Genomic DNA, 20,009 nt, shown 5'->3' with positions numbered 1-20,009 from the left:
AACGGAACGAAAGGCGCCGGCGGGCGGCATGGAATGCCGTCGAAATTTATTGTTGAAGTTTAGTCGGATAGCCCGGCTTCGATTGGAGCACGTACAGGGCGGGGCGATCGACCCCGCCGCCTGCGTTCGGGTCCCGATGTGCCTTGCACTGCGCAACGTGTTGGCGGGAATCCAGCGGGATCAGCGACGCGCTACGTTGCACATGCTGCCCCATGCGGCGGCGGTCATGCTGCCGGGCGGCCGTCCTCTCTGCTGCGAATGAGGAGCACCAGCGCCCCGAAGCAGAGCAGGCCAAGGCAGACGCAAGGCACCAGCAGCGCCGCGGATGCGTCGCCACCGACTTTGGCCAAGGCCGGCATCAGGTTTTGCCCGGCCAGCCCGCCGGTATTGCCGAAGGTGCTGATGGCGGCCAGCGCTGCCGCAGCTTGCGCCCCCGTCAACAGGCGCGCGGGGAAGGTCCAGTACAGCGCCAGCCCGATAGAGATGCAGGGAATGCCGACGAGCAGCATCGCGTACCGGAAAATCGATTGATCGATGAACACAGCGGCGGCGAAAGCGATGCTGCCGACGAGCGTCAGCGCGATGAATGCCTTCAGCACCGCAGGGCGGTTGCGCAAGAGCGGGGGGATCAGCAGCAGCAGGACGATGTCGATCGCCCAGGGCAGTGTTACGAGCAGGCCGTTTTGGGTGCCGGTGACACCAAAGGTGCGCACCACGCTCGGCGCCCAATAGATCACGCCGTACAGCGCCGTGAGGAGGGTTGTATAAGTGAGGCCGTGGCCCAGCACGCGGGGGGTGGCGATTGCCTTCAGGATGTCCATGAAGCTGTGGTGCCTGGTCTCGCGCCGCGGCCCGATCAGGGCGCTGAGTTCAGCCTTTTCCTCATTCGTAAGGAACCTGGCTTTCTCGACCGTGTCGCTCATGGTCATCACGACGACGCCCACGCCCAGGATCGGCATCAACCCGGTGACGATGAAGATCCATTGCCAACCGGCGACGCCCATGAAGCCGTTCAGATCGAGCAACGGCCCGGAGATCAGAGCCCCCAGACCGTTACCGAGAGCGCTGCCGATGGTAAGCAGTCCCATTGCCTTGGCATGATAGGATTTCGGAAACCACAAAGTTACGTAGAAGAGAAGCCCGGGATAAAGCCCCGCCTCGGCAGCGCCCAACAGAAACCGGAACAGGTAGAACATTGCGGTCGAACTGGTGAAGGCGAGCGCCACCGTGGCCGCGCCCCATGTCAACATGATGCGCGCAAACCAGATTCGTGCGCCGAATTTGTGTGCCCCGAGCGCGCTGGGGATTTCGAAGACGATATAGCCCAGATAGAACAGCGAGGCGCCGAGTGCGAACACGGCTTCGCTCATGCCGAGATCGGACACCATCGTCAGCTTGGCGAAACCGATATTGGAGCGATCGATGGTTCCGATCGCCATCAATGCGATGACGAGGGGCATCACCTTCCACAACACACGATCGAGCAAGGCCTTCTGCTCGGCGTTCGGTTCGTAATGCACATAGCTGGACATGGGATTATTCCACTTGGGCGCGAAGGGGCCGGTGACGGTGCGAGGCGAAAGGATCGGTTGACCGAAAAGGGGGCGGCGTGTGGATGACGCTCATAATGGCACTGCGGCAAGAGAGGTGAGGGAGGAGGCGTCAACGCCGCGCTCCACCGCGAAGTGCGTGAGCCGATCCAGCACGGCTTGGTCGAGCGCCACGTGCGCGGCCTGCTCCCGCGCGAGCGCGGCTCTCCTGTCGCCAGGTACCGGCGTCTGGCCTTCGTTGCGGTTCGGCACCGCACGGACACGCTCGCGCATCATCGTTGCCTCCTCCAGGAAGCCCTCGATCGGGCGAAAATGTGCGATGTTCAATGCGATGAACAGGAACGAGCAATCGGCGGGCTGCGAAAGGTCGTCGAACAACGGCTTCACGTCCGCGCCCCAGGCGCCGCCGGCAAGCAGACCGCACATGGCATCGATCAACAGCGCGAGCGCAAAACCTTTGGTACCGCCCATCGGCGCCAACATGCCTTCGAGGGCGACGTGCGGATCGGTCGTGGGGCGACCGTCCGCGCCGACGGCCCAATCGGGTGGGATCGCCTGTTCGTTGCGGGCCGCCGCTCGTATGCGCGCCAGCGCCACCTCGCTCATCGCCATATCGAGCAGGATGGGCGTGCCGCTGCTGGTGGGAACGGCGATCGCCAGCGGGTTGTTTCCCACCGTCGGCGCAAGCCCGCCCGGCGGCGCGATCATGGGGCGCGTATTGCACATGGCGATGCCGATGCAGCCCGCGCGCGTCGCGCTCGCGGCATAGCGGCCCGCCACACCGAAATGAAAGCCGTGGCACACCGCGACCACGCCGAGGCCGAAGCGATGCGCCTTGTCGACGGCGATCGCCATCGCCTCGTCGCCGGCCAGATGGCCGAGCATATGACCCGCGTCGAGCACCGCCACCGCATCATTATCTTGAACGATCGTGACGCTTTCCGCGCGCGAGACCGATCCGCGCTCCAAACGTTCGATGTACATCTGCGCCATCGCGACGCCGTGCGAGCCGATCCCTTGCCGATCGGCTTCAACGAGCGCTGTCGCGATCGTTTGCGACGCCGTTTCACGCATACCGGCATCCACGAACAGGGCCGCGACCACCTTTTGCAAGGCTGATACCGACACTATGGCCGTTCGCGCCTGATCCGGGGCCGCCGTATCGCCCACGCCCTCCCGCCTCCAACATTACGATGCATTGGACGATTATACCGTCCGATCCAAAGAGGCCGGTGGATTGGCGACGCGTTCCGCCAATCGAAATGGCCGAACGCTTCGAGCCGATGGCACCGAGGGTCAGCGGGTTGAGTGTATTGAGCGATCGGGGCGGGTATCAGCGACCGGGAACAGGTTGAGCACCCGCCGGCTAAACGGGAGCTTGCGCCGGCTTATGGGGAACCCGGCCCCGGCAGCGTCGCCACGAATGGCCGGGTTTTGCAGCCTGGTGACCCCTACGGGAGGCGTCCCGTGCCAAGCAAATGAAGGATTTCTGCGCTTACTGAGACGCCACACCCATCGCGTTGTATGCACGCGCTGTATGCGCGATGAGCAAGAATCGGCTGTTGTGCCTACCGTGTCAACCTGACTTTCATGGGTTTTATAGGACCGCAATGGGGCCGATTGCGGTAAGCGCACTTTTGCACGAGAGCTGCCACCGTTTCATCTAGCCGCACTATCAAACCAGTAGCTGCCTAGTGTAAATAGCGAACCTTTCGTTGACCTCATCGAACTCGGCTTCGCGCAGCACTTGCCGCCGCTGCACGCCGTAGGATCGAATGTCTACATCGTCTGGTAGGCCCCGCGACGCCTCCTCGGCGGCGACGATGACTTGCGCATCGGCCGGTGCCTGCGCGAAGATGAATTTCAGCATCTGTGGCAGGTGAACTGCGTCCTGACCCTGCTGATTTGGGGCGTCGATTACGATGGGGAAGGCCGTAGCGGTCGCATATTGATCGCGGGTCCGCAGAAAAGCGTAGTAATATGCCAACAGTCCGCGAGGCCCCTCGCTGCCACGCGCGGCCTGGATACGGTGTATTGATTGCGCGCCGTCCTCCTCGAGCGAGACGTCGAGGTCGAAGGCATATTTAGCGAGAAGCGCGCGATAGAATTTCAGGATCTCTGCGCTACGCTTGGTAGTGGTGAGACTGGTCATGATATCTCGATGCTTGTCAACGCGTTGGCGCGCATCAGCGGCATCCGCAGCTTTCTCGCCCAGCGAGCCGCGTAGTATCTTGGCAGCTTCGGTCTTGCCCGCGGCGATCACGACATCGTTGAAAGACAGGGCCGCTCGCTCGACAGCAAGGATATGCTCGATTCGACGCAGACTCTTCTCAATGTCGTGCAGCTTGGCCAGTTTCTCTTGCTCGCCGTCCCTGACCCGAGTCAGCTTGATGTTGGCGGCGCCGATTGCCTCGGTAAGCACTCCCTCGTCTTGGATTAGCGCAAAGCGGTCGGCGAGTTCGTTCGCATAGCTTTGGCCGCAGGTCGGGCAATCGATCTCGTCGGGTAGCGCGGCAGCGACGTCGAACTCCTCGCGCACTTCGCGCAACGCTCGCTCGAGCAGGCTCTTCTCGGCCTGAAGCAGGTGCGTTTCTTCGTGCAGTTCGGAGATGTCGCCTCGGAATTGACGCTGCTGCGTGAGCAGCGTCTCGCTTTCCCGAACAAGGTCGTCAATCTCGGCCCGAAACTCTCCCATGTCGTAGGTGGGGCTGACACCTTCATCGATCTGCTGGATTTGCTCGATTGCCTCCCGCAGCGTCGAGACACTCGCTTCCAGTTCGGAAAGCGCGATGCGATCCACCGCGAGATTAGCGCGAGCTTCATAATAGGCATCGGGCCTGAGCCCAGAATGATAGTCGGCTAAGGTGCGCGCGCTGTCGGGGAGGTAGAGATCCTGGAAGGATGCCCAGGGCCGACTCCAGCCCATATCCTGATCGATATAAAAGGGCGCGAACATGTAGGACGGTGGCGGTACGACGATATCGCCGTCGCGATCGGTCATGATCAGCTTAAAGCCGAAGAAACGCGCGAGCTGCGGAGCCCACTCCTTCACCACCTGCTGTCCGGAGAACAGCAGTTTGCGCTCGGCGCTGAACAGGGCGTGCATGCCTAGCGCCTTCACCACTGTGTAGCGATTGCCATGATATTCGAAGACCAATGCGCTCGAAACGTGCGCGGACCGCCATCGGCGATCAATCTTCTGCGGCAAGGCTCCCAGTGTCTCGTAGATGCTCTTCAGAATCGCTGATTTTCCGAAGCTGTTTCCACCTTGAATGACGATCCTTGATGCGTTCAAGGGCACCTTCAACGCGCGCTTCTCGGTCTGCGATAACAGGAAGAGTCCGACGAATTTTACGTTGGCCATGGCTAGCCTCTTTTAGCGATCGCAAAATGCGGCGTAGCCGCGTGACATTGGGGCCCGTCATCCGAGCGATTCCATGATTTCGACAAGGAGTGCGGCCTGGCCGGTGTAGGGCTCGCCCACCGGGTCTGTTATCCTGCCGGCCAGCTTATAAGCGGCCATTGTTCCGACGATCGTGTCGTCCATGAAGTTTGGGTGCGCGGTGAGCAGCTCAGCCAGCGCTTGATGAAGATCGAGGGCAATCGCGTTGCCGCGTTCGCGGGCACGCCAATATTCGAGGCAGGCGAGCGATAAGCGGCGCAACGAGATGGTTTTCCACCCTTCGGCTGTCAGCTCGGTTTCGACAGTAGGCCACCACTCGGCGGGCGTTCGGCCGCGTCGCTTCATTTGCTCGACCAACGATCCAATGTCCGAGGTCGCGAGTCCTTTTTGCTTCTTCAGCTCGTTGAGGGTCTTAGCATTGGTGGCGACGGTGCCGGTGCAACGTGAGATTTCGCTGAGCAGCGCTTGATAAAGCGGCTGGGCGGATACCCCATATTCTGGCCCGATCGCGTTCGCGAACTCCGTGACTATGCCGAGCAGGGTTTGACGGAAACTCTGCATGTCGAGCGCGATGCGCTCATAAACCAGAACCTCGGCATGCCGTGGATCAATGCCGCCGGGGAAATCGGCTTCTATCGCAGTGACCAAGACGCCGTGATCCTCAGCCGATAACGCCGAAAGCGATATCTCACCGTCGTCTGGCCCGGTCTTGCTGCCATCGGGATATTTGGCCTGCAGATGCTGGTTCGAGATAATTGCCGCCTTGCGAACCAACACCCCGAATTCATGCAGATTATGATAGCTCTTGCCGACAATGGATTTGGGCAGATTGCCTTTGGCCGGCCTGCTCGCCAGACGTTTAGGCGTCCAGGCCGAGCTTGCACGTGACTTCATCTGATAGAAGCAGATCGCAGCGTCGTCGCCGTCTCCGGTCAGGAAGATCAGGTCGTCAAAGAAGTCGAAATAGGCGACGAAGCCTTCGCCGTTTTGGTAGGCCTCGAGGATGCGCGCCATCGACGCGTGCATTTGAAAGTCAAAAGCGCGCGAGGCCGCTGAACCTGCTTGTTCACGCGGCTTCTTTGCAATCAGAGCTTTGGATGCCATAGAAATTGCTTCCCCCAGCGCTAGGATGCCACGCGATTATACCTTTGCAACCAGCAATATTGCTGTGCGAGCCGCACTAGGTCCCGAACTGAGCAAACACCATCGACCCTTGGCCGAGGAGATAGATTCAATGCTGGTCGTCTAACCTGCATGCGGCCTACATGAATGGAGGGCAGATTTCAGGACTCCTAATCGGTAGCGTGAACAACCGAGATGGGGGCGCGAAGCGAAGCTGGGCGGCGAACCTGTTAAAGGCAAGCGCCGCCCGGGGCGGGGTTACGCTGCCTTCGGCAACACCGTCATGGTAGTTTGCGTGCCGTCGAACACGTCTCGTTCGACTAGACGGTTTAACCGAACCTGCGCGCGCTCAATGCCTTGTTCAGTATCGGTGGGCTTTCCAGCAATATGAATCAGTTCGCGCGGGTTCAACCGGAACTGGCCACGCACGTGCGCCTGCGGCAAAATCACGGCGCGCTTACCGGTCCGCGGCAGCCAAAGCTGGCACCGCGTCTGAATAAAGCACATTTCATCGCGCACGGCGAAAAGGTTGATACCGCGCAGCCCAAAATCGCTGTGCTCGGCCCGGTCGAACTCGAGATGCACAATGTCCGTCCCGGCCTCCTTGGCCATCTTGCCGACGCCAATACGACCCTCGACGTCGAGCGGTGCGCCACCGACAATGGCGATGCCGTCCTCCATCTTACTTCCCCCCAAGAGCATTGCGGTAACCGCCTGAACGTGCGTGCGGATGATGTCGGTGGTGTCGATCATGATGTTCTCCTGATTTTCATCCCCGGGACCGGGGACCACCTCCATCCTCCAGCCCCTTCTGGCGGGCGGGCTAATGCCCGACCCGCCACCACTTCTCCTTCGGCGTATCGATGTGATCGATCGCCTGGCGGACGGCGAATAGCGCCGCCGCATCGCCGTTGAGCATATCGGTGGGCGATCTGCGTTCGAGCGCGTCGAGCGGCGTTTCGAACGCGCGGCGTATTGCGGCACTGTCGTGCCGGAGCCGGTGCTCGAGCCGCGTGAGGATGTTGACGAACAGCCGCAGGCGCTCCCCGACGGTTGGTTCGAGGGGCCGGGAAAGCCGGCCCTCGACAATCATGCGCTCGGCATCGCTGCGCTCAATCCGGAGAGCCCGCATAGCGAGTTCCGGAGCGAGCCGATGTGTCAGCATGATGCGCCCAGCGAGATCGATCATGTCGCCGGGATCATCGAAACGGCCGCTCATCCGAATGCCGCCACATGCTCGGTCCACAAATTGTCGAGGATCGCTTGGCCCCCGTCGCAGGTGAGCGCGTCATCGTAGGTTCCGTGACGCAACCCAAGGCCTGTGATCTTGCGCGGCACGATGAGGCAATGCGCGTGAAGCGGGAAGGGCGCATTCACAGTGCCTGGCGCGTGGAGAACGAGGAGCGATGCCAGCTCTCGATCATCCGCAAGCCCCCGAGCGAACGCTCGCGCACGCTCCCAACCATGATGCGCCCGCTGCACGTCATGTAACGGCAGCGTCAGGTAGACGAGCAGCGCCTGCTCACGTTCGATCGCGTGCTTGTCCATCTGGCCGAGCAGGATTGCCGGATCCGCCAGACTGTCGTCAGCCGTAGCCGGCAGAACCGTCTCGATACGCTCTACGTTCGGCGACCAGATCGACTGGTCGCCCTTTTCGAACGCGCGTCCGACGTGAGCTTTGCGCCACCCGAACTCGAGCGCGGTGTTTTTCCGCTCCTCGCCGACGCCGCGCCGATAGGTCTTGCGCAGCACGCCGAACACCAGCCCCGACCGCATGGGGCCAGCGGGATTGAGGTAGAGCCAGCTCTGCGGGTCGGCGTTGTTGACCTTCTCCGCTTTCGTTATCGTCTTGCTCGAGGTCTTGCGGGTCGAGGATTTCTTAACGGCCATGTCAGCGACCTCCGGCTGACAGGCGGACGATCTCGGCGGCCGCGCGACAGGCCGTATCGCCGATCTCGTGCCACGTGACGAACGGCGACTCCATCTCGAGCCGCAAGCCGCCTGGCGCGATTTGGACGAAAGGGCCGCCGCCGTGCCGGACCAGCCAGAGACCGCCTTCCTCGTGGCGCGCGAACAACATGTCGGACAGCGAGATCACACCCGCGGTCGAATGCAGCGCGACGTCGGACGTGACGGGATCGAGCGTCTCCGGGTGAAGCCCGGTGCGCGTGATGACGACATCCTTGCCGAGCCGCTCGGCGGCGTGGACGGCGACGCCAGCGAACATGGGGTGCGCGCACGGCGTCGCGGCGAGCACGAGATTGGCATCGATGATTTCGATCGTGCCGGACGGGAGCCCCGACGAGGTGAGCAAGGTGAGGCCGCCGGAATGACCGAGCGCGCGGAGCGGCAGGGCCAGTAGGCGCAACGAGGGGTCGGCCGCGTGGGCGGTCGGGAGCAACGACATGAATATACCTTTCGGGTCGGATGATCCCCGGGCCGGATGGTCCGGATCAGGCTGCCCGCTTCATTTCATTATCGCTGGCAGCTTCACCGGCTGCGGCGTCCTTCTTCGGCGGGCGCATTAGCGCGCGCCCCTTCCACGAGCGCGGCGGATCGAGGCTGTCAGGCCCATGATCGGTCGCCGCGCGAGTTCGCGCCACCGGCGCGATTTGTTAGTCCAGGGCTTGCCCCGGCCCGCCTTTTTTGACGTCCACCCGAGGGGGTGGCTGACAAAAAAGAATAGCGGGTTCACTTTTACAGCCGCCACGCTTGAAAAAGGGGGCGCCCGTGTCGCTGTACTGCATGGCTCGAACCAGACGGCTCACGCTCGCCGCGCTTGAGAAGGCCGAAGTACATGCGCGCCGCGGCGACGCACGTTCCCAGCAACGCCGCGTCCGTGACGTACCGCCGATCACATGGGTCCCACACCATACTGACGCGGATCATTTAGCGCTGGTCGAGCGCTACAAGGAACACGTCGAAGGCGCATTCATTCCCCGCGCCAAGTCCAAGGTGCTTCACCTCTTGGTGAAGTTTCCCGAGGCTGTTCCAGTGGCGACAACAGAAGACGCCGAACGCGCCCTCGCGGTGGCGGTCAAGTTCGCGACCAGCGTGTTCGGCGACGAGGCGGTGTTCGCCGCGCGTATGGACCGGGACGAGAAATCGCTGACCAACGCCGACCTGTTTATCGCGCCTCGGTATCTGAAGAAAACCAAGAACGCCGAAAAGATCGCGATCAGCCTGTCGCGGCACCTCAAGATTATGGCCGAGAAATATGGGCCGCTGCCGAGCGACCGGAATGTCCTGCGCGCGCAGGGTCAGGCGCTGCAGGACGAGTTCGCGGCGTTCCTTCGCGCGGAAGGGTATCAGGCGATCCGCGGCCAGAAGAAGCAGACGACGGAAGACGACTGGGTGTCTCCCGAGGCTTTCGGCGCCGATGTCGACCGCAAGATCGCGCGAGCCGACCGAATGGTCGCGGCGGAGTATCACGATAAGATCGAGGGGCGCCTCGCCACCCAGGAACAAGAGCTGGCCGCGCGCGGCGACGAACTGGTGAAGGGCCTTGAGAACGCGTGGCGCGCCGGCGAAGATATCAAGGGCACGGCGGTTGAGAAGGGGCGGCAGATGATCGCCAGCGCCACAGCGGAGGCCGATGCCATCCGTAGATCGGCCGAGGAGGATGCCAGAAAGGCGCGGCTGGACACGGCCGAACGAGCGGAACGTGACGCCCAGGCCGTTCGCGATGCTGCCCGATTGGAGGCTGCGGCCATCAGGTCGGCGGCGGAGGCGGAAGCTGACACATTACGGGCACGAGCCAAGCGTCGGCTCGAAGCCGTGCGGCGATTGGGCCGGATCATGAAAGCGCGGTTCGACCACCTTGTGCGGGAAGGGGTGCTGAAGGCGACCAAGACTCGCGAGGCGGAACTTTCCGAAACCGAGCGCCGACTGGATGAGCGTCGAACGCATGTAGATGCCGCCGAGCGTGCGGCGGCCAAGGCGCAAGCCGACGCGGAGCGGGCGATGGCGAACGTTGAGCTCGACGGCAAGCAGATGGCGCTGCTCGGTCGCGCTCTTCATGACGGCGAGCTTGCGTTGAAGGCCGATCTTAGCGACCGCGGGTTCAGCATGAATGAAGCGTCGATGGATACCACCGAGCAGATCGCGTATCGGTCGGCTTGGTCAGGCCGCGTGCACGATTTCGCCGCGACCATGGTTCGATCAGCGGTAAAGTGGCGCAAGAATCAGGACATGGCCGTTATTCGCGCTGCCGCTCGAGAGCGAAAGTTGGATAAGCGGGAAGCTGAGTTGGACAAGCGAGGAAGCGCCATCGACGGCATCCTTGCGCGCGCCCAGCGCTTCCTAACTGATTGGGATGCCGTTCCCGAGGCTAGCCGTTCGCCGGCGATCCAAGGAACATTGAGCTCGGCGGGCATATTCAACCAGGCCGTCGGCCTGCAGCGACTGGGGGTAACCAACGCCAAGGGGTCTGAGCGGGACGAAGGCGATGAAGCTATTGACCGCAACAACGATGGGTTCGAGCGATAATCGATGTCCAGCCGTCCTGTGGACAGGCCGCGCAGAACGGCAACAATGCGCCCCATATCGGTTGTTCCCGCAGTATCTGGTTCGCCCAAAAGCTGACGTCAGACTCCCGAGCTCAATGTTGCATTATGCGGCTGCGATCCGCTCGGAGAGTTTCGCGACAAAGGCGACCGTGATCGCGGGATCGACCGTGTCATATTTGAGCTGGCGCAGCGCATAAGCATAGGCCGACGCCAGCACTGATTGATCGCCGCCGCCAACGTCATGCGCCCAGTCCCGGCACGCCGCGACCATCGGCTTCAGACTGTCGTTTTGCACGAACCCGTCCACATCCGGCCAAGCGTCGAGATTGGCCATCAGCCCGTCGCGCAAGCCAAGCTTTTTCGCATCCGGGTGGAAGACGAGACTGAGCTCCAGAGCGATCGGATCGAGCGAGGTGAAACCTGGCCCGGCATCGCCGAAATCGATCAGCACCGCCTCGCCATCGCTTTTGACGAGAACGTTGCCACAATGTAGGTCGCCATGGATGCAGCTCTGCGACGCTTGGACTGTCCGCTCCTCAACATTGCGCAGCGGCCCGAGTTTGAATTTCGCCTCGATCGCGGCAGCATCGTCATCGTCTATCAGGCGGCGGCGGATGTCCGCCACAGCCACCATGTCGGCAGTTGCAGCCTCGGACCAGCGCTGCAATCCGCTCCGCACCCGGCCGACCACCGCCGGGCCGATCGCCGGGTCCGCCTTGAGCCGATCGAACAGAGGCGCCGTATCGTCGTCGGTCAGCGTGTAGAAGATAGCGCCATTCATCCCGACGCCGACATCGATTGCGCAGTAGAGCGGGGGACAGGCACCGATACCGAGCTTGCGCGCATGCTTCTCATAGGCTTCATGTTCAGACCGGATGACACTGATCGGGCCAAGTTTGCCCGCACATAGAGCCTGCGGCTTGCGCCCCTTGTCCATCGCTGAGGCCTTGACAACCATCGCTTCGGACAGGCCGCCGCTCAGCAGGCTGACATCGCAAGCAACCCCATCGGCGAGATTAGCGAAGCTTTTGAGCATCTGATCCTGGATCGGTGTCAGGCCGAGGTCCTTGCCGCGCGTATTGATCGCTACGGCGCTCATCTTGCCGAATATCTCGGCGAGGGCACGGACCCGGCCGAGTAGCTCGTCGACCTCCTCCTTCAGGAAGAAACTGACGGTCTCGATCGCGGTATTGTCACCCCAGAGCTTCACCTGGTTGCCGAACTTGGCCAGCCCGCGGCTGAATTTCTCGACCTCCGCGCCGGTGAGGATGAAGATCGGCGTGCCCGGACGCAGCTCGCGAGCCTCATGGAACAGCGCCTGGCCATGTTCGGGATCGGGCGTGTCCACCGTGCTGTTCGGCGGGATCGAAAGGTCGAGGATGACTAGGTCGATCAGTTCGTCGCGCAGCGCTGTTGCCGCGCTCTCCTTGTCGATGATGCGCAACACGTCGCCAACGCCCGGAATTTCGCGCAGCACGGGTTCGAGATCGCGGGCGAACCCGTCATTATCTTCAACGAACAGGATTCTCATGGGTGCCAAACCACCTTAGTTCAACGCGGGCGCCGCCCTCAGCGGCGTTTGACGGATAGACGTCACCTTCCATGGCCTGCATCGCCTGCTTTGCAGTCGCGAGACCGAAACCGATATGTTCTTCCTTGGTGCTCTTGCCGAAATCGACGAGCGATGACGGGTCGCGATCGAAGCCCGGGCCATTGTCGATCACCGCGACCCACACCTCGTGCCCGGCTCGGCCCCAGTTGAGGGTGATTAGCGCTTCTGCCTCTGCGGCTGCGCTGATCGATTCGACGGCGTTACGCACCACGTTCGTCAGCGCGAGCTTGAACAGTCCAGAATCGATCTCGGCGAGGAAAGGCGAGGGACCTCCAAAACGGAAGGCGTCCGCCGCCTCCGCGAAGATCGCACACGTCTCGCGGCATTCCGTCGCTAGGTCGGTCTCGGCATAATCGGGCTGCGCTACGGCGGTCTTGAGATTGCGGATGCCGGCTAGCAGGCCCGCGAGCGAGTCAACGAGGGTTCTGGTGTCGCTCTCAGGGTATTCATTGACCTCAACCGGCGCGCGGATGCGCAGGCGTCCGACCAGCGTCGCGAGTTCATGGATGATCGTGCTCGCCACTTCGTCGATCGCCGCGGCTCGAAGTTCGGCTAGCACCCGGACCGGCGGATCTGCATAGACCCCCAGGCGCGGCACAGCTTCAGCAATAGGCACCGCGCGGCTCAGCGACCGCTCAAGCGCGCGCTTAATCCAGGGCACGGTCTCCTTGTTGAGTGCTGCTCGAAGCTTGCGGCGGTCGCCGCCGACCGCATTCATCGCGAAGAAGCGCGCCGCCTTCAGGCGCTCGTCGGCCTCTCGCGATGTCAGTGCGGCGAGCGCTTCCTCACGCAACATTCAAAGCTCGTGCTCATCATAGAAGGCAGCGCGGTTGGCAAAGGCCTCACGCCCACCCTCCATAACGTTGGTGATCGCGTCAACCGCCTTAGGATTGGTCAGCTGCTCGCAGACCTGGACGTACCCGTTGCGCCCGTCCGATGTCATCTCGACCACCAGGTCGGCGCCGCCCAGCACCGGAATATTGGCGTTGTGAGTGGAGATAATGAGCTGGCCGTGCGCCTTGCGATTGCGAATCGCCTTGATCACCGTCGTTGCGATATAGGCGTTGTCGAGATGGTCCTCGGGCTGGTCGATGATCAGCGTCCGCGACGTATGCTGCAGCACGATCGACAGGATGACGGTGCATCGTTGGCCAGCCGAGAGATTCTCGACATCCTTATAGTCGACGCCGTCGAGCAGCGACATACGGACATTGTCCTCGATACTGGCCACGACGACATCGGCAGCGCCGTTCTCGCGCAGATGGCCGAGCAGCCGGGCAGCGCGATCCTTCGGAATCGATGCAATGTCAGCGAGGCTGACGAAATCGTTCGAATCGATGAAACGGACCAGCTCCTGCGGACTGACGCATTGCGTGAGGGCAGTGACGAGGTCGGTATAGCGCATCCCGCTGCCCCGCAAAGCTTCGGTTAGCGCCTTGCCGTATTCGGCATATTGACCGTAGCGCTCGACCGTCACTCGGATCTGGGGCGAGAGTGCCTTGCTCAGCGATTTGGCAACCGCTTGGCGGCGAGCGAAGCGCTCCGAGCGCACCGCGTCGAGCGTCTTGATCCGCTCGTCCCGACGGGTACGCAACAGCGTCAACCGGTGGTCGCGTTCTTCGACAATCTTACGACGCGACATCAGCTGCGCGACCTCGGTCTGAGCCTGCGTCAGCTGACGGGACACCGTGCCGGCGCCCGCGACCGACTGTTCGACCTCCGCCCGGACACTGCGCGCCTGGTTCTCGCGCGCGATCCGCGCTTTCATCAACGTCTCGCGATCGCTCGTTGCCTTGCCGGCCAGCGCGTCAAAGCGCTGGGCGAGCGCCTTGGCTTCGGCAACCAGCTTCGCATAGGCTGGCCGGGCCTCGGCGAGGGGATCGTCGCCATCGAGCGGGTCCCATTCCTCGACCCCGAAATCGTCTTCGGCGAGTCCGGTGAGCGCGTCCGCCCATTCCTGTGCTGACCCCGCGAACCGTTCGAGCACGCCCTCGCGAACCGCCGAAGCTGAAATGGATTCGGTGACAGCAGCGAGCTGCTTCTGCTTCCCTGCCAAATCGGCGGACGATGCCTGATGCTTGACCGCCTGTGCTTTCAGCGCCTTAATCTGCTCATTGAGCGCGCTAAGCGTGTCGAGCCCGCTGGCGAGATTGACGCGATCGGCTTCGGCGGCCCCAATCTCCTTGAAGACGGAGCGGATGCCCGCGACCGCGGATGCCTCCTCCGATGCAAGCTTCGCCCCGCCGCTGACAAACCCGTCGAGTAAGCGCAGCCTGCCACCTTCACTGAGCCCGAGGTTCTCGATTTCGGTCTGCGAGAAAACGAGCGGCTTCTCGTAGTCGCCGCTAGCTTGCGGCTGATCCTCGCCGGCCGCGCGCGTGACCGTAACCGTGTCGATCACGTCACTCATCTCGATCGTAACCGAGCCGTCTGCGAGGACCGCTTCAGCATGCTCCGCCGATCGCTCGCTAGCCTCCGAGGTGTGATTGCGCGCCGCCAGGGCGAATCGGATCAATTCGATGACCGAGGTCTTGCCCGTTCCGCGGGCTCCGATCAGCACATTGAGACCATCGGCAAATTTCACGTCGAACCCGTCGAGAAACCCCCCCTCGATTTGCAGCCGTTCAATATCCACGTCTTCCGTTCCTTCCGGCGCAGGGCGCGCGGCGCCCTCCGATGAGATGCCGGGAGAATGCCGTCGATGCTGCCTTCCGAATCCTCGCTGGACTCCCGCTTCGCTCGACTTCTACCCCGCTAAATCCAACACTGCCTCACAAAATGTCGCTCGGTCGATCTCACGGTCACAGCCCCGATTAGGCAGTGCAATGCGGCGGTCTGACCAACCCGCTGCGCAGCCGCTCGGGCGATCGATGGCAAACTGGCTAGATAGCAGCGACGGCCGACGTGCGGCGTGCTCGCGCTTCCTCGTGCATGTTGACCGGCGTTGCTGCCAGCACTCGCGTCACCATCATGGTCAAGAACCGGCCGGGCGAGAGGATCGCCGGGATCTGGTCGGTGAGAATCGTTACCTTCGGGAGCGCAGCGATGATCTCGGGAGCGCTGGCCTCTGGGAGTACGGGAGCGATTTCCTCAACGCTAGGTTCGGCCTCGAGCCCGGGTTCGAGAATGCCAACGGGCTGTTCCGTGGCGGTGTCGGCGACGGCTTCCTCGTCGGCATAGCCCATCATCACCAGACAGGTCGCGTGATAGGCATCGTCCTCCTGGCCGAGCTTGGCGAGAAGATCGAACAGCCATTCGGCGGTCTTAGGTTCCTTCTGCAGGATGTCCGAGCGCAGTCCGAACGCGAAGCCCAGCGCTGCTAGCGGATGGCGCAGCCGCAGGTTCTTGGCGTCGCCGTAGGATTCTTCGATCCGGTTGGGCGCGTTCTTCCCGTAGGAGGAATCCATCCGCTTGGTTGAGATGAGCAATTCGGGGCCTGTGACCCAGTCGGTCATAATGACATCGACCTGCTTCAGGTAGTTCTTGCCGAGGATATTCGCCGACGACGCCGTCACGCCCGGGATCGAACTCATCTTGGCGACGCGGTCCGCGACCTGATTGCGCAGCGCGCCCGGCAGCGACTTGATCAGATTGGCGGCCGCCGCCGGCAGGATGCGCGGGTGCACCGGGCGCGGCCAGACCTGGTCGGCGACGAAGCCAGCGCGGCGTAGCTCGTAGCTCAGCCACACATCAAGCGCGAGCGCCGGCACGCCGGAGGTCGTGCTTGCCTTCAGATGCAGCGGCACGCCGAGCAAGCGCTCCAGCGTTGCATAATCCGGCTCGAAGCGGAGCTGTCCATCGCGGCCCATCATCCATGGATTTGTCGGCACGCCACCCGGCGCGGCGTCCGCCACGATATGGTCGAACAGTACCCAGGCCTTGGCCTTCGATGAGGGTTCAATCGCCACGATCAGTCGGCGCGCGTCGAGGATTGGCAGGCCGCGAAGTGCGGGAATAGGGCAGGGCGCGAGGGATCAATCGGCATAATGCCTCCAGCGCTGCATGACCGTGACCGCATCCTCCAGCGCCTCGGTTTCAGCCTTCGGTCGAGTCGCCACGGCCGGGAATGCGATCCGGCCTGCCTCGCGCGGTTCGAGCTTCAGCATGCCGCCGCCAAGCGCATGGCCCTCAAGCTCGCAGCTCAGCCGCACGAACGGAGAGGACCAGCCTGGCATCAGCTTGGCGGCAAGGGCCTTGTCGCGCACCCGGATCGCATGGACGCTGTTGGTGCAAGACACGCCGGCCATGTTCCGGACCAGATTGGCGCCGCGTCCCGACATATAGCTCATCACATAATCGGGGATCTGCACATCAGGCACGACATACCAAGGCGCGCGGTTGCGGCATTTATACCCGAGCCGGGCCTCGCGGCCGGGAGCAGAATCGAGATAGTCCCGGACTGACTTGGGCAGCTCAATGTCGCGGGCGAGCCGGAGCAGTAGCACCGGGTCATCGTTGCGAGCCCAGTCGGCGACGGTCGCCTTGGTGACTTGCGCATCGGGCATCGCTCGGCCGTTTCGGATCGACGGCAGTAGAAAGCCGACGGGAATGCGGAGCTTCTTGGCTTCCGAGGGCCGCAGATGGAAGAACTGATTGTCGCCGCTGATATAGCCGATCCCGACGCTCGCGAAGTCGGCGAGCCGGTGCGTGTCAGGGCGGCCCAGCGTTGCGGCGTAAAGCGCCCGCGCAGACGCCGGGAGCAGATAGGGGCGGAGGCGCCGGTTCCAGACCCCGCGCCAATCTTCGAGGTCGACCCGCAGCGTCGGCTTAGGCGGTGTCCGGGTCGGCACGAAGCTGTCGACGACCGTCATGTCGATCGCGCTGGCCGTGCCGCCAAAGCCGTCTGCGTAGAGCAGCCAGCAATCTTCCGACAGCGCCGGGAAAAGCTTGTCGCGCACCGCGACGATCTGCACCTTGGCGAACGACTGGACCAGATAGTCGAGGAGCGGGGCCGCATAGGGCGCATGGCCGATCTCGGCCGGGACCACGAACGCCATCCGCCCGCCACGCTTCAACAGCCCCGCAGTTGCCACGATGAATGGCGCCCAGGACGAGGTCAGGCCGCTGAAACTCGCCCCGAGGTCGAGGCACAGGTCCAGCGCGCGCCGCCGCGTCTCGCCCTTGAAATGCTGGTAGCGGATGAAGGGCGGGTTCCCGGCCGCGCATTCGAAACGCTCATGGGTCTCGGTCGCCCAGGTGAAGAAATCGCCTTCGTGGATCAGCGCGCCTGGCGCTCGTTTGATCGCGGTATGCGCCGAGATCGGATTCTGCTCGATCCCAACGCTGTTACGGTGAAGCGCGAGGAAGCGGCCATCGCCGCACGAGGGGTCAATCATGCGGTCACTCGGCTTGCGGCAAGCCCAAGCAACAAGTGCCGCGCACACGTCATCGGGCGTGAAATAGGCGCCCGAGCGCTTCTGTGAATATTCCGGAGTGGTCCCCACCATTATACGCACCTTAGCCAGATCGGGTTGTTCCGCAACCGAACATATAAGAACATAATAGGAACGATAACTTGAGGCAAGTGACACCGGTCGAGCCGCTACTCGTGGCTCGCGCAAAACGCAGCAACGCCGAGACAGGTCTTCTACACGCTCGCCTCGATCAGACCCGAGCGCGCCGACCCCGTTCTCGTAGCGCCGGCGCGAAAGTCGGCATCACCGATCAGCGGTCGCCTGGGGCGGTCCTCATAAATTGGGCTCAAACCAAGGACTCGCCAAATTAAAATGCAGCCGCTCTATGGCTGTTTTCGTCGGCCTGTCGGCGGAAACCAGTCATTCCGCTCCCGGCCCAAATTGCTGCCATGCGCGCCCGCATCACGACCGTCACCCCTCTGCCCGTCATTGCGAACATCGACGATCTTGATCTCGGTCGCTATGCAGTATTTGAGGATTCACAGTTATTCGAGATCGGCTGGCTATCGAGCGATTTTGGACGCCATCAGCGCGGCGCGTTTGCGATAAACTTATCCCAATCAACTTCCGGATAGCTCAGCACCTCTATAGCGTCGCGAAGCACGGCCATTTCCGCACCCCGACCGTATTTGGTAGATACTCGTCCGTCAGCGTGACCGAACAGAAGGTCGGTTATCTCGCCGTCCACCTTACCGCGAACGGCTCGCTTGCCCGTGTGCCGGAACGAATGAAAGACCAGTTCCGGATCCGATAATCCAATCTCGTCGAGGAAATCGTTCATAACCCGCGATAGACGGGTCGTTCGGCTGCCGTATTTGTTCGGCTGCAGCTCGGGAAAAATCCAACTCGCATTTTCTGAACGTCGTTGGGCGACCAAGTCCAGAAAGCCAGCTCGTGCAATCATCGAGTGGATCGGAAAGTCGCGCTTCCCGCTCGCGGTCTTCACGCGCTTGTTGTCTCCGGATTGTTCGCGGACTCGACGCCGGTCGGGTTCGATCGCGATATAGTCGATACCGTCGTAACGGCGGATGTTGCCGGGACGCAGTTTGCCGAGTTCCTCGAGACGACAGCCGGTAAACGGAGCAAGAAGCAGCGCCCAATATAAAGTAGTCGTCGCCACGCCGTCTTTCTGTGGGAGGGACGCAGAATAAATCTTCTGCATGTCCTCCGGCTCGAAGGGCAAACGCGGATCCTCAATGACATCCGTTGGCAGCGACTTTACCGTCCTCGCCACATTTTCCTCGACCGCCTCCAGTTCCTCGACGGCGTGCTCTAACGTGACGCGCAGGCCGGAGAGGGCCTTGTTGACCGTCTCGGGAGCAAGCGTTCGCAATTCATGCTCCTTGGCATATTCAACCTGCTCGCGGAGGGGCAATTCCTTGATCGCCTTCTTAGGGCGCGAAGGAAGGCCCGCATAAGTCCGGCGAAAATCGCGCACCATCGATGCGGTGATCTGATCGACGGGCAGATCACCACTCAAGGCGACGAAACGATCGATGGCAACCTTCCACTCGTCGACCAGCTTAGGTTCCCGAGACTTGAACTCACACCACGCCTTGAACACGGCCGTGATGATCGGTGCCGAACTCTTGGCCTTATGGGTGAATAAGTTTTCGCCTGAGATCACGGCGGGCGGGATCAGGCGGGTGCGTCCTGGTTCAACCTTGACGGCGCACGCTGCACACAAGCGGTCGAGATAGGCTCGGCCGATTGCCTCGTGAATCGGCGTGCCGGGGGTTGCCTGGATACCGGCTCTATAGGCGATCGTCGCGATAAGGGGATCAATCGGCGCCAGCGATTGCAGTGAGCCGATCCGTCGGAGCGTTTCGAGCCAAGGCAATGGCGCGAAGTCATCCACCGCCTCGAGCATCTGCTTACGTGCGCGGTGGTCACGCAGATCCTCAGCGCTTGGCGGCGTTCCGAAATCGTATCGTGCGCCGGGGAGAAAGCCCATTCCACCGTGTGCGTGATCGAAGGCGTCGAGCTCGAGCGACGCCAGTTTCATGGCCACGCCCCGGAGATTCGATTCGCTGGTTCCTGCGAGGTAGGCATCAACCATGCCCTTGGCCGAACGGACGTGATCGTGGAGAAGCGCACGACGCGCCGCTGCGATCTTCTGCTCGTAGATGAGCGCGAAGGCGGGATAGCGCTCCTTCGCTTCCACCGGATCTCTGGTATCCAGCGTGCGCTTGAACTCTCTTACGCCGCCGTCGAAGAACGGACGCAGCGCCTCGGGGACGGCGCGACGAAACTGATAAATACCAGTGCGAGGATCTTTTGACGGTGCTGCCATTCGGATCACTTTTGACGTGACCCCCGCTTTTTCCTTCAGTTGGAGCTAGAGTCCGACCCGACAAAGGGACGGACAGATGAAGCGGAAGCAGTTTTCGGAAGAACAGA

15 protein-coding genes are annotated in these 20,009 nt (G+C 62.3%); 1 reads left to right on the top strand and 14 read right to left on the bottom strand.

Annotated elements, in window-relative coordinates:
• Positions 1-224: 224 nt before the first annotated feature.
• The 8 genes from DFR49_RS14575 to DFR49_RS14540 form a co-directional block, all read right to left on the bottom strand.
• Complete coding sequence (locus DFR49_RS14575; RefSeq protein WP_119036469.1) at positions 225-1,532, bottom strand: MFS transporter; 1,308 nt, start codon at positions 1,530-1,532, stop codon at positions 225-227.
• Between the two features lie 90 nt (positions 1,533-1,622).
• Positions 1,623-2,720: an Ldh family oxidoreductase gene (locus DFR49_RS14570; RefSeq protein WP_119036468.1), complete on the bottom strand. Its 1,098-nt coding sequence runs from the start codon at positions 2,718-2,720 to the stop codon at positions 1,623-1,625.
• A 505-nt stretch (positions 2,721-3,225) separates the two neighbouring features.
• Complete coding sequence (locus DFR49_RS14565; RefSeq protein ID WP_119036467.1) at positions 3,226-4,914, bottom strand: coiled-coil domain-containing protein; 1,689 nt, start codon at positions 4,912-4,914, stop codon at positions 3,226-3,228.
• Between the two features lie 57 nt (positions 4,915-4,971).
• A complete protein-coding gene (locus DFR49_RS14560; protein ID WP_119036466.1) occupies positions 4,972-6,057 on the bottom strand; it encodes a dsDNA nuclease domain-containing protein in 1,086 nt (361 codons plus the stop codon).
• 276 nt (positions 6,058-6,333) lie between these two features.
• Positions 6,334-6,828 carry a hypothetical protein gene (locus DFR49_RS14555; protein ID WP_147373709.1) on the bottom strand — a complete coding sequence of 165 codons (495 nt, stop codon included), beginning with the start codon at positions 6,826-6,828 and terminating at the stop codon, positions 6,334-6,336.
• A 70-nt stretch (positions 6,829-6,898) separates the two neighbouring features.
• A complete protein-coding gene (locus DFR49_RS14550) occupies positions 6,899-7,294 on the bottom strand; it encodes a hypothetical protein (protein ID WP_119036464.1) in 396 nt (131 codons plus the stop codon).
• Complete coding sequence (locus tag DFR49_RS14545) at positions 7,291-7,965, bottom strand: hypothetical protein (protein ID WP_119036463.1); 675 nt, start codon at positions 7,963-7,965, stop codon at positions 7,291-7,293. The genes DFR49_RS14550 and DFR49_RS14545 overlap by 4 nt, the downstream gene beginning before the upstream one ends.
• 1 nt (position 7,966) lies before the next feature.
• Positions 7,967-8,482, bottom strand: coding sequence for a hypothetical protein (locus tag DFR49_RS14540; RefSeq protein WP_119036462.1), 516 nt, complete (start codon positions 8,480-8,482; stop codon positions 7,967-7,969).
• A gap of 323 nt (positions 8,483-8,805) precedes the next feature.
• On the opposite strand from DFR49_RS14540, the gene DFR49_RS14535 reads away from it, so the two are divergent.
• Positions 8,806-10,563, top strand: coding sequence for a hypothetical protein (locus DFR49_RS14535; protein WP_119036461.1), 1,758 nt, complete (start codon positions 8,806-8,808; stop codon positions 10,561-10,563).
• 123 nt (positions 10,564-10,686) lie between these two features.
• Here the strand turns inward: DFR49_RS14535 and DFR49_RS14530 are convergent, their stop codons facing one another.
• The 6 genes from DFR49_RS14530 to DFR49_RS14505 form a co-directional block, all read right to left on the bottom strand.
• Positions 10,687-12,114 (bottom strand): phosphotransferase, encoded by a 1,428-nt coding sequence (locus tag DFR49_RS14530; RefSeq protein WP_119036460.1) that lies wholly within the window; start codon positions 12,112-12,114, stop codon positions 10,687-10,689.
• On the bottom strand, positions 12,095-12,991 hold the full coding sequence (locus DFR49_RS14525) for a sensor histidine kinase (protein WP_119036459.1): 897 nt from the start codon (positions 12,989-12,991) through the stop codon (positions 12,095-12,097). Before DFR49_RS14525 ends, DFR49_RS14530 begins: the two co-directional genes overlap by 20 nt.
• Positions 12,992-14,830: an AAA family ATPase gene (locus DFR49_RS14520; RefSeq protein WP_170151029.1), complete on the bottom strand. Its 1,839-nt coding sequence runs from the start codon at positions 14,828-14,830 to the stop codon at positions 12,992-12,994.
• Between the two features lie 247 nt (positions 14,831-15,077).
• Entirely contained in the window at positions 15,078-16,103 is a 1,026-nt protein-coding gene (locus DFR49_RS14515) for a hypothetical protein (protein ID WP_119036457.1), read from the bottom strand.
• Positions 16,104-16,169: 66 nt separating this feature from the next.
• Positions 16,170-17,531 (bottom strand): Eco57I restriction-modification methylase domain-containing protein, encoded by a 1,362-nt coding sequence (locus tag DFR49_RS14510; RefSeq protein WP_211325908.1) that lies wholly within the window; start codon positions 17,529-17,531, stop codon positions 16,170-16,172.
• Positions 17,532-18,135: 604 nt separating this feature from the next.
• Complete coding sequence (locus tag DFR49_RS14505) at positions 18,136-19,902, bottom strand: site-specific integrase (protein ID WP_147373708.1); 1,767 nt, start codon at positions 19,900-19,902, stop codon at positions 18,136-18,138.
• Positions 19,903-20,009: the final 107 nt, after the last annotated feature.

Source organism: Hephaestia caeni (assembly GCF_003550065.1).
Taxonomy (GTDB): domain Bacteria; phylum Pseudomonadota; class Alphaproteobacteria; order Sphingomonadales; family Sphingomonadaceae; genus Sphingomonas; species Sphingomonas caeni_A.
The sequence above is the reverse complement of the archived record's forward strand: the minus strand, read 5'-3'. Positions and strand labels throughout refer to the sequence as shown.